Genomic DNA, 13,672 nt, shown 5'->3' on the forward strand with positions numbered 1-13,672 from the left:
GAGCATCCGCAGCCGCATCGGCATCCTGCCCCGCTGGCAACGCCTGCCCAGCCACCTGATCCTGATCACCTGTGCGGCCTCGGGCCTGGGCTTCTACGCCAAGCGCGAGCTGGGCTGGTCGATGGCCGAGGTGCCGGCCCACACCTGGCTGGTGTGGCACGGCGTGAGCGCCGCCCTGGCGCTGCTGGTGCTGGGTTCGGTGCTGCCGGCCCATGTGCGCGGCGGCTGGCACGCACGGCGCAACCGCTTCACTGGCGGGCTGATGCTGGCGGTGATGGCCGCGATGATGGCCACCGGCCTGCTGCTGTATTACGGCGACGAGGCCTGGCGCGACACGGTGGTGTCGGGCCACTGGTGGATCGGCCTGGGAACGGTGGCGGTGTTCCCGCTGCACCTGGTGGTGGGGCGCTGGCTCAACCTGCGTGCGGCGCAGCGTTTTGCCGCAGCGCATTCACGAAGCGCCTGAGGCGGTCCAGCCCTTCCTGCAGGTCGTCGCGCGAGGCGGCGTACGACAGCCGCACGTGCGTGCTGGCGCTGCAGTGCCCGAAGTCGTGTCCCGGCGTGAGCGCCACATGGGCTTCCTGCAGGGCGCGTTCGCAGAACTGCATGGCGTTGAGGCCCGTGGGGCCCACGTCGATGTAGACGTAGAAGGCGCCATCGGGGGGCACGGGCACGTTCAGGCCGATGTCGGCCAGGCCTTGCAGCACCAGGGCGCGGCGCACGGCGAATTCGGCCTTGCGCCCTTCGCACACGGCGATGGATTCGGGCGTGAAGCAGGCCAGGGCCGCCAGCTGGGCCGGGGTGGAGGCGCAGATGTAGTAGTTCTGCGCCAGGCGCTCCATGGCGGGCACCAGGGCTTCGGGCACCACGGCCCAGCCCAGGCGCCAGCCCGTCATGCCGAAGTACTTCGAGAAGCTGTTGATGACGCAGGCATCCGGGTCGGCCGCGAGCACGGTGGGGGCGGGTGAGCCATCGGCCTGGGCGTCGCTCAGATTGAGGTAGATCTCGTCGACGATGCGCCAGGCGCCATGGCGTTGGGCCCAGGCGCAGATGGCCGCCAGCTCGGCCGGGGGCACCGAGGTGCCGGTGGGGTTGGAGGGCGTGGCGATCATCAGGCCCTGGGTGCGCGCCGACCAGTGGCGCTGCACGGCGCCCAGGTCGAGCTGGAAGCGCGAGGCGGCATCGGTGGGCACCAGGCGCACTTCGGCGCCAAAGCCGCTGAGGAACTGGCGGTTGCAGGGGTAGGACGGGTCGCCCACCAGGACCTCGTCCCCCGGGTCGACCAGGGCGGCGGTGAGCAGCAGCAGCGCGGCCGAGGCACCCGCCGTGACCACGATGCGCTCGGGGCTGACGCTCACGCCGTGAGCCTGTTGGTAGAAACGGGCGATGGCCTCGCGCAGGGCGGGCAGGCCGAGGGCGCCCGTGTAGGGCAGGGGCGTGGCGGGGGTGTGGGAGGCGATGCGCTGCAGGGCCTCGCGCACGGCAGGCGGCGCGCCGAAATCGGGTTCGCCCAGGTTGAGGCGGATGACGCGGTGGCCTTCGGCTTCGAGCGCGGCGGCGCGCTTGCCGAACTCCATGGCGAGGAAAGGGGCGATGGACTGGGCGCGTTGGGAGATCTTCATGGCCGTGGCGGTGCTGTCAGGGTGTCACTCTAACCCTGTCGTGCGACACCACGGCCTTCGGGGGCGCCTGGGGCGCTCGGCGCTTCAGTTCATCAGGTAGCGCCCCGTCTTGCGCGGCCCCTGGCTCTGTTTGGCCTCGCGCAGGGCGCGGCAGGCGTCCAGCGGGGTCATGCCGATGGCGAGCAGGAAGTCGTCGCGCAGTTGCAGCACGGCGTCGAAGTCGTCTTCGGTGGCGTCGTCGAGGTAGCCCTCCAGGCGCTGGAGTTCGTCGATCTGGGTGTCGCTGAAGGTGGGCGTGGCCCAGGCGGGGATGGTGCTGCAGGGGCTCAGGCCCCAGGCGGCGGGCTGGCGGTGCACCTCGCTGGCCAGCATCACGGCGTTGAGGTCTTCGAGGGCGGATTGGCCGAGGTCGCGGGCGAGGCCGTGTTCGATCACCTGCGCGGCGACGACACGGGGTTCGGCCACGTCCATGACGACGCGGCAGAGTTCCACCTCGCCGTGGGCGTGAAACTGGTGGCGCCAGTGCCCCTGGTAAAGCTGAGCGGGGGCGATGACCTGATCACTGTCTGTCGACACATTGCTGAACCCGTACATGGTGCCTTCCTTCTGGTGAAACCGACCGAGGGACTGGGGCGCCTGAGGTCTTGCTCAGGAGACCCGCCCCCATCATGCAGGCACTTGATGGTGGGCGCTGCGGCAAATTTGCATCACCGAATCAGAGGCCGGGGAATCGCCAGAATTTCTCGCCAATGGGGCCGGGTTGCGGCTATTCTGAAGAGCTGCTTGGGCGGTGATCCGCACGGTGTGATGTCGGCATCTGGCCGGCGCGTCGTCATGCCCCGACTACCATTGTGGGTTTTTGCAAAGAAAGAACCCTGCGATGAGCACCCTGCCGCCCTGCCCCCAATGCGCCTCGGCCTACACCTATGAAGACGGCGCCCAGCTGGTCTGCCCCGAGTGCGGCCACGAATGGCAGGCCGGTGCCGCGGCCGAAGCGGCACCCGCCGAACGCGTCTGGAAGGACGCCCACGGCAATGTGCTGCAGGACGGCGACACCGTCACCCTGGTGAAGGACCTGAAGATCAAGGGCTCTTCTTCGGTGGTGAAGGTGGGCACCAAGGTGAAGAACATCCGCCTGATCGACGGCGACCACGACATCGACTGCAAGATCGAAGGTTTCGGGCCCATGCAGCTCAAGACCGAGTTCGTGAAGAAGGCCTGAGATTCCCCAAGATGGCAGGCCCGGCCAAGGCCCTCCCGGCGATCGACCCCGAGCGCTGCACGGGCTGTGGCCGCTGTGTGGGCGCCTGCCCGCCGCACGTGCTGTGGCTAGAGGCGCCCGACCCGCGTGGCTGGGGCCCCAAGCACGCGGTGCTGCACGACGCGCCCGGCTGCACGGGTTGCGCGAAGTGCTGGGTGGTGTGCCCTTTCGACGCGATCGCGATGCTCAGGCCACCCGGGCCATGACGCGGCGCGGGGCGCCCGCCACGATGGGCGCGAAGGCCGGGCGGGGCAGGTCCCAGTGGTCGGCCACGGTGTGCAGCATGCGGGATTCGCCCTCGGCGAGGTGGCGGTCGGACTCGGCCACGGCGGCGCACAGTTGCAGCACGATCAGGCGCAGGCCGATGTCGTCGACCTCGTCGAGCACCTGGTGCAGCGTGCCCTGGGGCAGGTGCTGAACGCCTTGCCAGATGTGGCCCGATTCGCTGAGCAACTCGTCGCACAGGGTCTGGACCACGCCCATGAACGCCTGGTGGCTGAGGTCGAGGCGACCGGGGATGTCGAAGCGGCGCACGGCGTTCATCTCGTCGCGGCTGACGTGGTTGTCGGCCAGCAGGGCGAGGGCGACGACGCGGGCGGCGGCTTCAGGACTGTTGCGAAGGTAGGTGCGCATGAGAGGCTCCGGTGGTGTGCGAAAGAGCCTCTATGGTGGCGCGCCCGTCATGTCGGGACAATCAGAACTTTTGGCAAAGTCCTGTCGATAAATCCTGATGAATCAGGGCGGGCCGTAGGCCGTCAGTGTCGGGGCCACGCTGGACTCCCGGTTCGTGGCGCCGGTGGCCATGAGCCGCACGCTGCAGAGCTTCTCTGGCCAGACCAGGGTGGCCACCTGAGTGCCGGAGAGCGTGCCCGAATCGGCATTGCGGTAACCCGTGCAGGCGATCAGGCTGATGCGGATGGTGGCGCCACCGGTGGTGTTGGCCGAGAAGAGGAAGGTCTGACCCGCCGCGGGCTGGGCCCATGTCACCTTGCTGAGCATGCTGGTGCCCGACATCACCATGGTGGTGGGAACCGGGTCTGCCTTGAAGACGAGCTGGCGGCTCATGATGTCGAAGCTGGCGTTGTCCGGGCCTCTCGTTCGCACCCAGTTGCGGCCGATCGAGAGGATGTTCAGGCCCTCGGTGCTGCGCTGGTAGGGCAGGCCGTTGCCGTCGAGCCAGCCGCTGGTGGAGACCACGGCACGCAGGGCCGCCCGGATGCGCTGGAGGTCGTCGGCATCGCGGTTGGTCCAGCCGGTTTTGTGCACGATCTTCGGGCTGCCGATTTCGGCAAAGATCACGTAGGGCGTGCCGAAATTGCGCTCGACGGCGTAGGCGCCATAGGTTTTGAGCGTCAGGGCGACCTTGCGGAGATCCGGGTTCGGGATGGCCTGCTCGTTGAAGCTCGGTGGCAGCATCATCAGCGTGCCCAGGGGGAACGGTCCGCTGTTGGTGTACTCGGCCTGGTAGTCGGCCGTGGTGGCGGGGAAGACGTAGGTCGGTTTGCGTGACAGCCCGGTGTAGTCCATCGACATGGCCAGGGCATGGCGGTACATCGTGTCGCCATCGTTGACCTCGTGGGCACGGATCAGGCCCGCGATCGTGGAGACCCCTGACGAACGGGCCCCCTGGTGGAAGTAGGCGGGATCCGCCCAGCCGCGGCCCTGCAGTGGGCTCCAGGCGTAGAGCTTGGCCTGCCAGAGGCCCTCGACCTGTTTCAGGCCGAAGAAGGAGTGGATCTTCCCGGTTTGTTCATCGATGATTTCCGCGTGGCCATCGGTGCCGGTTGCAGGCTGGGTGTTGGCCGGCCACCGGGGGATCGTCACTGTCGGGACGTAGCCATAGGTGTCGGGGATGGAGATGCCGGCGCTGCCTGGGTAGGCATGTACCTCCATGCTCCCATCGGAGGTCTGGGCGCGGAAGGCCTGGGTGGAATAGGCCCCGGCGGTGACGGTGGGGAAGTACCAGCGCGTGGGGATCACCGCCGTGCCCAGCACCGGGTCGATGGGCCGGCTGTTCCATGGCGAGGTGGCCGCGTAGGGCCGCTCGAAGGTGCCCCACGTCCAGTTCACGGGCTGGGCGATCGAGGGGGCGATGGCCCACAGCGGGGCCGACAGGATCAGGTGCGCACAGAGGCGCAGGACGCTGGAGGGACTGGGCATGTGTCACATTTCCACACATGTCCGCGCCGGTTTCAAGCCGTGCAGGGCGGGTCAGCGGCTGCGTCCCCCTTGAGCGCGGGGGAGGGCGCCTGCCGGCTGTGGCGGCGTCTTCACGCCCCGGCGCCAAACACCTTCTTCAGGATGGCGCTGCCCGTGCCCACCGGGTCCTGGCGGATCTTCTTTTCCTCTTCGCCGATCAGGGTGTAGAGGCCGTCGAGCGTTTTGCCGGTGACGTATTTTTCGATGCTGGTGTCGTCGCCCTGCACCAGGCCGGTGGTGGCGAGCTTGCCGGCCACGCGGTTGTAGGACTTGGCCAGGTTGACCTTCTGGGTGGCCTGGGTGACCACGGGCAGGAACTTCTCGCCCAGCGGGGTGCGGGTCTTGTCGGCAAAGAACTGGGTGACGGCGTTGTCGCCCCCGCCGAGGATCTTCTTGGCGTCGTCCACGCTCATGGACTTGACGGCGCCCACCAGCAGATCCTTGCCCATGGGCACGGCGGTTTCGGCGGCGCGGTTCATGGTGGTGACGAGTTCGTCGACCTTCTTGCCCTGGCCGGTCATGCGCAGCAGGTCGGCGGCTTTGTCGAGGTAGCCGGGCAGGGGGATCTTGACGGCGGGGTTGCCCAGGAAGCCATCGGTCTTGCCCAGCAGGCTGACGGCGGCGGTGGCGCCCTGTTCGAGTGCGGCCTTGATGCCGGCGGTGGCGTCCTTGTTGCTGAGATCGGCGATGGACAGGGCCTGGGCCTGGCGGTTGGCGGCGAGCACCAGCAGGGCGAGGCTGGACTGGGCGAGGAAGGTGCGGCGTTGCATGGCGGGTCTCCTGTGCATGGGGTCAACGGGGCAATGTAGCGCCTGGGGATGGCGCTGTCTTTGACGCAGCATGCCCCGGATGCGGGTGCCCGACTCCCCCTGCGGCGCAGTGCGCTGCGGCATCATCGGCCCATGACCGCGCCCGCCCTGCCTTGGCCGCCCCGCCGCGCCCACACCCTGAGCCTGCTAACTGGCCTGTACGCAGCCCAGGGCCTGCCTTATGGGTTTTTCTCGCTGGCGCTGCCGGCCTTGCTGCGCGAGGTGGGTTGGTCGCTCACGGCCATCGGGATGCTGCAGTTCCTGGCCCTGCCCTGGGCGCTGAAGTTCCTGTGGGCGCCGGTGGTGGACCACCACGGGGCACGTCGCCACTGGCTGTGGGGGCTGCAGGGCGCGGCCGTGGCCCTGGCGCTGTGGTGCGCCTGGCTGGACCTGGGGGTGCACAGCCTGTGGCTGTTCGTGGCGGTGTTCCTCTTCAACCTGGTGGCGGCCACGCAGGACGTGGTGACCGATGGCCTGGCCGTGCGCCTGCTTGATGCCCGCGATCGGGGCGTGGCCAATGGCATCCAGGTGGGGGCCTACCGCCTGGGCACCATCCTCGGGGGCGGGCTGTTGCTGTGGGTGTTTGCGCGCAGCAATGCGGCGCTGATGTTCACCTGCATGGCGGCGCTGCTGGCCTTGCTGAGCGTGCCGGTGTGGCGCTTTCCGGAGCCGGTGAGCCCGCAGGCGCAGGGGGCGACCGGGGTGGCCGCCGTGGCCAGGCCCGGGTGGCGTGCCCTGGCCCTGGGCTGGTGGCACCGGGCGATGTCGCCGGGCATGCGCACGCTGATCGGCCTGATCGTGGCGTTTCGCCTGGGAGACCAGATGGCCAGTTCCCTGATCACGCCTTTCATCCTGGACCAGGGCGCAGGCAAGGAGACGCTGGCGCTGATGAAAGGCGCCGTGGGCTCGGGCACCAGCCTGCTGGGGGCGGCCCTGGGCGCCTGGCTGCTGTGGCGCGTGGGCCGGGGCCAGGCCTTGTTGTGGAGCGGGCTGGCGCAGTGCGCGGCCTTTGCGCTGTATGCGGCGGTGGCGCTGGGCTGGGGCGGCCTGCCCGCGCTGTGGGCGGCCACGGTGATGGAAGGCCTGCTGGGCACCATGGCCACGGTGGCCCTGTTCGCCCTGATGATGGACGCGGCGGATCCCGCCCATGCCGGCACCGACTACACCCTGCTGGCGAGCGTGACGGTGGCCGTGTCGGGGGCGGGCAGCCTGCTGGGCGGCGCGGTGGGCGACCTGCTGGGCTATGCCTGGGCCTTTGGCCTGGGCACGGTTCTGTCGGCCGGGGGCTGCGTGCTGCTGGTGACCTGGCTGTCGCGCCACCCGACGCATGCGCGCGTGGCCCAGGCCTGGCGCTGAGGGCGTTCAGGCTGCGCGCTGCAGGCCCGGCAAGGCGGCCATCACGGCCGGTGGCACGGGCTTGCTGTAGAGGTAGCCCTGCAGTTCGTCGACGCCCATGCTGCGCAGCACATTGGCCTGGCATTCGGTTTCGATGCCTTCGGCCACGAGGTGCAGGTGCAGGGAGCGGGCCATGGCGATGATGGCGCAGGTCACGGCCATGGCGCCGTCGTCCGCGCCGAGGTCGACCACGAAGGAGCGGTCGACCTTCATCACGTCGATGGGCAGCTGGCGCAGGGTGGCCATGGACGAGTAGCCGGTGCCGAAGTCGTCGAGGGCGATGGAGACGCCCCAGCGGCGCAGTTCGGCCAGCTGTTCGCGGGCCTGGCTGGCGTCGCCGACCAGCAGGCTTTCGGTGACTTCCAGCTCCAGCAGGCTGGCCGGGATGCCGTGGGTGTCGAGCGCGGCGCGCACCTGGCCCAGCAGCTCGCCGGTGGCCAGCTGGCGTGGCGAGACGTTGACGGACACGCGCTCGAGCACCAGGCCCTGGGCGCGCCAGGCGGCGATCTGGGCGCAGGTGGCGTCGAGCACCCACTGGCCGATGCCTTCGATCAGGCCGCAGCCTTCGGCGACCTCGATGAAGCTGCCCGGGTAGAGCAGACCGCGTGTGGGGTGTTGCCAGCGGACCAGGGCTTCGGCCGAGGTGATGCGGCCGCTGGCGCAGGCGACGCGGGGCTGGTAGTGCACGACGAACTCGCCTTGCGCCAGGGCGCGGCGCAGCTCGGCCTGCAGCAGGACGCGGTCGCGGGCGGCGGCGTCCATGTCGGGGGCGAAGACGGCGTGGCGGCCGCGGCCCTCGGCCTTGGCGGCGTAGAGGGCGATGTCGGCGCAGCGCAGCAGCTCTTCGCGGCTGCGGCCGTGGGCCGGGCTGAGCGCGATGCCCACGCTGGCACCCAGCAGGTGCTCGCCTTCGCGCAGGGGGAAGGGGCGCGCCAGGCGGGCGACGACGTCCTGCGCCAGGGCCGTGGCCCGGGCTTCGTCGGCCTCGGGCAGCAGGAGCACGAACTCGTCGCCCCCCAGGCGGCTGACCAGGGCGGTGTCGGGCGCGGCCTCGCGCAGGCGGCCGGCGGTGAGGCGCAGCAGCTCGTCGCCGGCTTCGTGGCCGCGGCTGTCGTTGACGTCCTTGAAGTGGTCGAGGTCGATGAAGAGCAGGGCCAGCGGGGCCGGGGCACCGGGCGCGTGGAGCAGGGCGTCGAGCTGCTGGTGCAGGCCGTCCCGGTTGGGCAGGCCGGTGAGGCTGTCGTGCACGGCGCGGTGGGTGAGCTCCTTTTCGCGGCGGGCGATGCGCCCGGCCATGTGGTTGAAGGCCTTCGCCAGGGTGCCGATCTCGTCTTGTCGCTGCACGGTCACGGGCTGGGGGCGGCCGCCTTCGGCCAGCCGTCCGGCGCTGTCGGTCAGCAGGGCCAGGGGGACAAGGGTGCGGCGGATCTGCCAGCGGCTCAGCAGGGTCACGCCCAGCAGGGTGCCCAGGCCCAGCAGGGCCAGCCAGGTGTGCAGCCGGTGGCCTTGCCAGAGGATGTCGGGCGGCGGGGCGAGCTGGGTGAAGGTCCAGTCTTCGGCGCCGAACTCGGCCCCCAGGAAGAGGCCCGTCCGGTGCGTCTGCAAGCCGGGCGCCTGGGGGGCGGGGGCGTTGGCACCCTGGTGGTGGGCCAGCACGTTGCCGTGCACGTCGGTGATGGTCCAGTCGCTGTCTTCGCTGGCGTCGTCCAGCGGGCCCCAGAGGTAGTGGGGGTTGAGTTCGGCCAGCCAGCGCAGGCGGCCGTCCTGCGAGCCGCCCAGCAGCACGCGGGCCGTCTGGCCGGGCTGGTGGACCACGCGCATCTGGACCGTCAGGAAGGCGCGCGGGCCGGCCGCCACGGCGTCTTCCGACATCAGCGAGCTGAGCTGCGCCAGCGGCACCTGGCGGCGGGTGGCCTCTGAGGCGGCCTGGCTGGCGGTGGTCCAGGCGGCGAACAGGCCCAGCGAGGAGGCGCTTTCCCAGACGGTGTCCCCCTCGGGCGACAGGGCCGTGGCCTTGAGGAAGACGGTGCCTTGCCCGGGCAGGATCAGGCCGCCGGTCTGGGCGGTGGTGTCGCGCTCCAGCAGGGGCGCGTGCATCAGCAGGGTCTTGCCCGCCAGCAGGCGGTCGAAAACCTGGCGGCTGGTTTGCCGGGTGGTGGCGCGGCGGTTGTTGTCGCTCAGCCGTTCGGCGACCTCGGTGATGGCGCCGCTCGACACCCAGGCCGACAGCGCCAGCGGCAGGGCCGCCGCCAGGAGGAAGAGCAGAAAGAGGCGGGTGGCGAGCTGGTGGCGGGGGCGCACGGGCATGGCGTGGCGGCGGGCGCTCAGAAATCGGCCGCGGTGCCGATGAAGGCGCCGTTGCTGGCCCGGATCACGTCGTCGAGGCTGTCTTTGTTGCTGATTTGGCTTTTTGTCTGGCCGTCGGGGCCCACGCTGTAGAGGTCGAAGTCGGTGTTGAGCGGGTTCAGGGCCTTGTCCTTGCGGGCGCCACCTTTGCCATTGGCCGCGATGTTGTAGTAGCGATAGGGCTGCCCCCAGGGGTCGGTGCGGGCCTGGAACTGGACGTCGCTCAGGCTGTCGGGGTAGTCGCGGTGCTCGTCGGCGTAGCGCTGGATGGCTGCGGCCATGGTGGCGACGTCTTCGGCGCACTGGCGCGTCCGCACGCGCTCGCGGTAGCCGTTGTAGGCCGGCAGGGCGATCGCTGCCAGCACACCCACCAGCGCGACGGCGGTGAGCAGCTCCACGAGGGTGAAGCCGCTGGCGGGTCGGGCGAATGCGTGAGAAGGGGCGTGCATGAGGGGCGCCACGGCGGGCTGGTCGGTGGCGAGGGGTGTCTTGGGATATCGGACGAGGCCCCCGCGACTTGAGCCTTGGGGGAACGCAAGCGGTCTGGCCCTGGGTATGCTGCGGGTCCGACCCCCACAACGGAGACGCAACGTGTTCCAAGCCATCCTCATCGAGAAAGACGAGCAGGGTTACCGCGCCACGCAACAGGCCATCGACGACAGCCTGCTGCCCGCCGGCGACGTGACCGTGCGCGTGGCCGCCTCCACCCTGAACTACAAGGATGGCCTGGCCATCACCGGCCAGTCGCCCGTGGTGCGGATCTTCCCCCTGGTGCCGGGCATCGACCTGGCCGGCACGGTCGAATCGAGCACGCACCCGGCCTGGCAGCCCGGCGACCAGGTCATCCTGAACGGCTGGGGTGTGGGCGAAACCCACAGCGGCGGCCTGGCCGAGCGCGCCCGCCTGAAAGGCGACTGGCTGGTGCCGCTGCCGGCCGCCTTCACGCCCGAGCAGGCCATGGCCATCGGCACGGCGGGCTACACCGCCATGCTCTGCGTGCTGGCCCTGGAGCGCCATGGCGTCACGCCCGACAAGGGCGAGATCGTGGTGACGGGGGCCGCCGGTGGTGTGGGCAGCGTGGCCGTGGCCCTGCTGGCCAGGCTGGGCTACACCGTGGTGGCCGTGACGGGCCGGGCCAGCGAGGCGCCCTACCTGAAGGAACTGGGCGCCAGCGAGGTGCTGGACCGCAGCGCCTTCAACGTCCCGGGCAAGCCCCTTGCCAAGGAGCGCTGGGCGGGCGCCGTCGACACCGTGGGCAGCCACACCCTGGCCAATGTGTGCGCCAGCACCCGCTACGGGGGCGTGGTCACGGCCTGTGGCCTGGCCGGGGGCTTCGACCTGCCGGCCACCGTGATGCCCTTCATCCTGCGCGGGGTCACGCTCGCCGGGGTCGACAGCGTGATGGCGCCCCGGACCCTGCGCCTGCAGGCCTGGGAACGCCTGGCCCGCGACCTGGACCCGGTCAAGCTCGGCCTCATGACCCGCACCATTGGCCTGGACGAGGTCATCCCCATGGCGCGCCAGCTGCTCGACGGGCAGGTGCGCGGCCGGGTGGTGGTGAAGATCGCGAAGGCGGCCTGAAGCATGGACCTGTCTGCCCTGCAAGCCCAGCTGCGCCAGTTCGCCGACGAGCGCGACTGGCACGCCTTTCACACGCCCAAGAACCTGTCGACCGCGCTGATGGTGGAGGCCGCCGAGCTGGCCGAGATCTTCCAGTGGATGACGCCCGAGCAATCGGATGCGGCCAGCAGCGACCCGGCCACCCGCGAGCACATCGGCGAAGAGATGGCCGATGTGCTGCTCTACCTGGTCCAGATGGCGATGCGCACCGGCATCGACCTGAACGCCGCGGTGCAGGACAAGCTGGCGAAGAACGCGGCCAAGTACCCGCCCCCCGGTTGATGGATCGGATGATCCGAATGTGGTGCCACCAGACCGAGGGGTGCGCCGACTGCGCACCTGTGCAATAAGGAGGGCTCATCCATACATGTCTGGGAGGACCCATGAACCTGTTGAAAAAGTGCTTCGCGATGGCTGCGTGCCTGATGTTCTGGAGCACCGCGTCTGCGGCCGAGGTGATCGATGGCTATGTCTCGCCCGGCTTCACCGCTGCACAACAGGGGGAGCCATATGACGCGCTCTACTGCGTCGGGTGCGGTGGTCAGCTGCTGGAGACCCAATGGGTTGTTCCGCAAAGCTTCGTGATGACACGCTTCAGCCTGATCATTTTGGAGGCAGAGGGGTGGCAGCAAGCGACGTTGGCCTTCAGTTCAGGCGGCCCGGCGTCGACATGGCCCAATTGGTGGCACGAACCTGCATACCTGAATGGCCGCTTGAGGCTTGCAGACGCGACGGCGACCAGCCTCGGCAACGGACTTCTCCAATTGGATTTCGACTGGCGGCGTGCCGTTGAGACGGGTTGGTATGTCCTGATCGACGGAGATGGCTCGGTTGTCCTCCCCGCCTGGGATGCGGCGGATGCCTTTCTCGATGGCCGCAGCAGGTCTTTGGGCGTGCGGATGTCCGGTTACATCGGCGTGGTGCCTGAGCCTGAGGCGCTTGTCTTGGCGATGGTGGGTGGCGCGTTTGTGCTGCTGAGGCGTCGGCGCAGCCGAGAGCAATGCCCGTCGTCTCGTTGGGAGGGGTGAGCGCCAAACCGTTCTTCAAGGTCAGGCGGTCCCTGTAGAGAGGAGAGCGGCGCCTGAGTCGCTGCAAGGGGGCCTGTTTGCGTGCACTTCGCACGCTGACAGGGGCTGGCGGGCTCAATGTCCGATTTGCCGGGTCGAAAAGGAAAGTGGAACAAATGAAACTCCCGATCCACCCCTTCTGCAGTACACCACCATGTTCAGACACCTCAAGATCGGCACACGCCTCACGCTGGCTTTTGGCCTCCTGCTGGCCATCCTGTGCGCCATGGCCGGCGCTTCGGCCTGGCAGATGAATCGCCTGGCCGACACGGCTTCGTACTACGCGGTCAACCTGGTGCCCTCTTACGAGACGGAGCACGAGTTGTCTCTGTCCCTGGGGGAGATGCGCCGTTTCGAGTTCAGCCACGTGCTGGCGAACACCGACGCGGAGATGGACAAGCTGGAGGAGCACATCGCCGCGGCCCGCAAGCGCGTGGACGAGAGCCTCGACAAGTACGCCAAGGACCTGGTCTCCGACGACCAGGATCGCCGCGCCCTGGACGACGCCCGTGCCGCCGTGGCGGCCTACTATGCCCAGTGGGACAAGGTTCGCCCGGTGTCGCGCCAGACCGTGAGCGACCCCAGCCAGACCGCCGAAGCCAACCGCCTCATCACCGGTGACTCGGCCAAGGCCTACGAGGCCGCGCACGCTGCCGTGGCCACCTGGTGGGCTTACAACGTGAAGCTCGCCAAAGACCAGGAAGCCACCGCCGTGGCCACCTACGACCAGGCCAAGGTGGCGCTGGCCGCCATGGTGGTTGTGGCCCTCGGCCTGGGCATTGCCGCGGCGGTGCTGATCACCCGCTCGATCGTGCAACCCATTCAGGAAGCCGTGGACGTGGCCTCCAAGGTGGCCGATGGCGACCTGACCGCCCGCTTGCACACCCAGGGCAGCGACGAACCTGCCTTGCTGCTGCAGGCCCTGGCCCGCATGAACGACAACCTCTCGCGCATCGTGGGCCAGGTGCGCCAGAGCAGCGACAGCATCGCCACCGGTTCATCCGAAATCGCCACCGGCAATGCCGACCTGAGCCAGCGCACCGAAGAACAGGCCAGCAACCTGCAGCAGACCGCCGCCTCCATGGAGCAGCTGGCCGGCACCGTGCGCACCAACGCCGACACCGCCCACCACGCCAACCAGCAGGCCGCTGCCGCCTCGGCCGCCGCCATCAAGGGGGGCGAGGCCGTGGGCTCGGTCGTGACGACCATGCAGGACATCGCCGCCTCCTCGCGCAAGATCGCCGACATCATCGGCGTGATCGACGGCATCGCCTTCCAGACCAACATCCTGGCGCTGAACGCCGCGGTGGAAGCCGCCCGTGCCGGTGAACAGGGCCGCGGCTTTGCCGTGGT

15 protein-coding genes are annotated in these 13,672 nt (G+C 69.4%); 8 read left to right on the top strand and 7 right to left on the bottom strand.

Features of this window, described 5'->3' with window-relative positions; all coding sequences use genetic code 11:
- On the top strand, positions 1-466 hold a 466-nt coding region (locus tag QZ994_RS14735), incomplete at its 5' end, for a hypothetical protein (protein WP_290873176.1).
- On the opposite strand, the gene QZ994_RS14740 is transcribed toward QZ994_RS14735, so the two are convergent.
- Both QZ994_RS14740 and QZ994_RS14745 read right to left on the bottom strand, forming a co-directional pair.
- Positions 414-1,622, bottom strand: coding sequence for an aminotransferase class I/II-fold pyridoxal phosphate-dependent enzyme (locus QZ994_RS14740; RefSeq protein WP_290873179.1), 1,209 nt, complete (start codon positions 1,620-1,622; stop codon positions 414-416). The two genes, QZ994_RS14735 and QZ994_RS14740, sit on opposite strands and share 53 nt — an antisense overlap.
- 84 nt (positions 1,623-1,706) lie before the next feature.
- Positions 1,707-2,216: a hypothetical protein gene (locus QZ994_RS14745; protein ID WP_290873182.1), complete on the bottom strand. Its 510-nt coding sequence runs from the start codon at positions 2,214-2,216 to the stop codon at positions 1,707-1,709.
- 286 nt (positions 2,217-2,502) lie between these two features.
- Between QZ994_RS14745 and QZ994_RS14750 the strand changes: the two genes are divergently transcribed.
- Both QZ994_RS14750 and QZ994_RS14755 read left to right on the top strand, forming a co-directional pair.
- Positions 2,503-2,844, top strand: a complete 342-nt coding sequence (locus tag QZ994_RS14750) for a zinc ribbon domain-containing protein YjdM (RefSeq protein WP_290873185.1) — start codon at positions 2,503-2,505, stop codon at positions 2,842-2,844.
- 11 nt (positions 2,845-2,855) lie between these two features.
- On the top strand, positions 2,856-3,089 hold the full coding sequence (locus QZ994_RS14755) for an ATP-binding protein (RefSeq protein WP_290873188.1): 234 nt from the start codon (positions 2,856-2,858) through the stop codon (positions 3,087-3,089).
- Here the strand turns inward: QZ994_RS14755 and QZ994_RS14760 are convergent.
- The 3 genes from QZ994_RS14760 to QZ994_RS14770 form a co-directional block, all read right to left on the bottom strand.
- On the bottom strand, positions 3,070-3,516 hold the full coding sequence (locus QZ994_RS14760; RefSeq protein WP_290873191.1) for a TerB family tellurite resistance protein: 447 nt from the start codon (positions 3,514-3,516) through the stop codon (positions 3,070-3,072). The two genes, QZ994_RS14755 and QZ994_RS14760, sit on opposite strands and share 20 nt — an antisense overlap.
- Before the next feature lie 102 nt (positions 3,517-3,618).
- The gene (locus QZ994_RS14765; RefSeq protein ID WP_290873194.1) at positions 3,619-5,043 is read right to left on the bottom strand and encodes an Atrophin-1 multi-domain protein; all 1,425 of its coding nucleotides are present in this window, start codon (positions 5,041-5,043) and stop codon (positions 3,619-3,621) included.
- 110 nt (positions 5,044-5,153) lie between these two features.
- The gene (locus QZ994_RS14770; protein ID WP_290873197.1) at positions 5,154-5,852 is read right to left on the bottom strand and encodes a DUF4197 domain-containing protein; all 699 of its coding nucleotides are present in this window, start codon (positions 5,850-5,852) and stop codon (positions 5,154-5,156) included.
- A 132-nt stretch (positions 5,853-5,984) separates the two neighbouring features.
- Here QZ994_RS14770 and QZ994_RS14775 point away from each other — a divergent pair, with 132 nt between their 5' ends.
- Positions 5,985-7,247, top strand: coding sequence for an MFS transporter (locus QZ994_RS14775; protein WP_290873200.1), 1,263 nt, complete (start codon positions 5,985-5,987; stop codon positions 7,245-7,247).
- A 6-nt stretch (positions 7,248-7,253) separates the two neighbouring features.
- Here the strand turns inward: QZ994_RS14775 and QZ994_RS14780 are convergent, their stop codons facing one another.
- Entirely contained in the window at positions 7,254-9,593 is a 2,340-nt protein-coding gene (locus tag QZ994_RS14780; RefSeq protein WP_290873203.1) for an EAL domain-containing protein, read from the bottom strand.
- 17 nt (positions 9,594-9,610) lie between these two features.
- Positions 9,611-10,081, bottom strand: coding sequence for a type IV pilin protein (locus QZ994_RS14785; RefSeq protein ID WP_290873206.1), 471 nt, complete (start codon positions 10,079-10,081; stop codon positions 9,611-9,613).
- A gap of 142 nt (positions 10,082-10,223) precedes the next feature.
- Here QZ994_RS14785 and QZ994_RS14790 point away from each other — a divergent pair, with 142 nt between their 5' ends.
- From QZ994_RS14790 to QZ994_RS14805, 4 genes are all read left to right on the top strand, one after another.
- On the top strand, positions 10,224-11,213 hold the full coding sequence (locus QZ994_RS14790) for an MDR family oxidoreductase (RefSeq protein ID WP_290873209.1): 990 nt from the start codon (positions 10,224-10,226) through the stop codon (positions 11,211-11,213).
- Between the two features lie 3 nt (positions 11,214-11,216).
- Positions 11,217-11,534, top strand: a complete 318-nt coding sequence (locus tag QZ994_RS14795; protein ID WP_290873212.1) for a nucleotide pyrophosphohydrolase — start codon at positions 11,217-11,219, stop codon at positions 11,532-11,534.
- A 101-nt stretch (positions 11,535-11,635) separates the two neighbouring features.
- On the top strand, positions 11,636-12,280 hold the full coding sequence (locus QZ994_RS14800; protein WP_290873215.1) for a PEP-CTERM sorting domain-containing protein: 645 nt from the start codon (positions 11,636-11,638) through the stop codon (positions 12,278-12,280).
- A gap of 193 nt (positions 12,281-12,473) precedes the next feature.
- The coding region (locus QZ994_RS14805) for a methyl-accepting chemotaxis protein (RefSeq protein WP_290873217.1) at positions 12,474-13,672 on the top strand (1,199 nt) is incomplete at its 3' end.

Origin of the sequence: Aquabacterium sp. (assembly GCF_021768455.1) — a bacterium.
Classification (GTDB): Bacteria; Pseudomonadota; Gammaproteobacteria; order Burkholderiales; family Burkholderiaceae_C; genus Aquabacterium.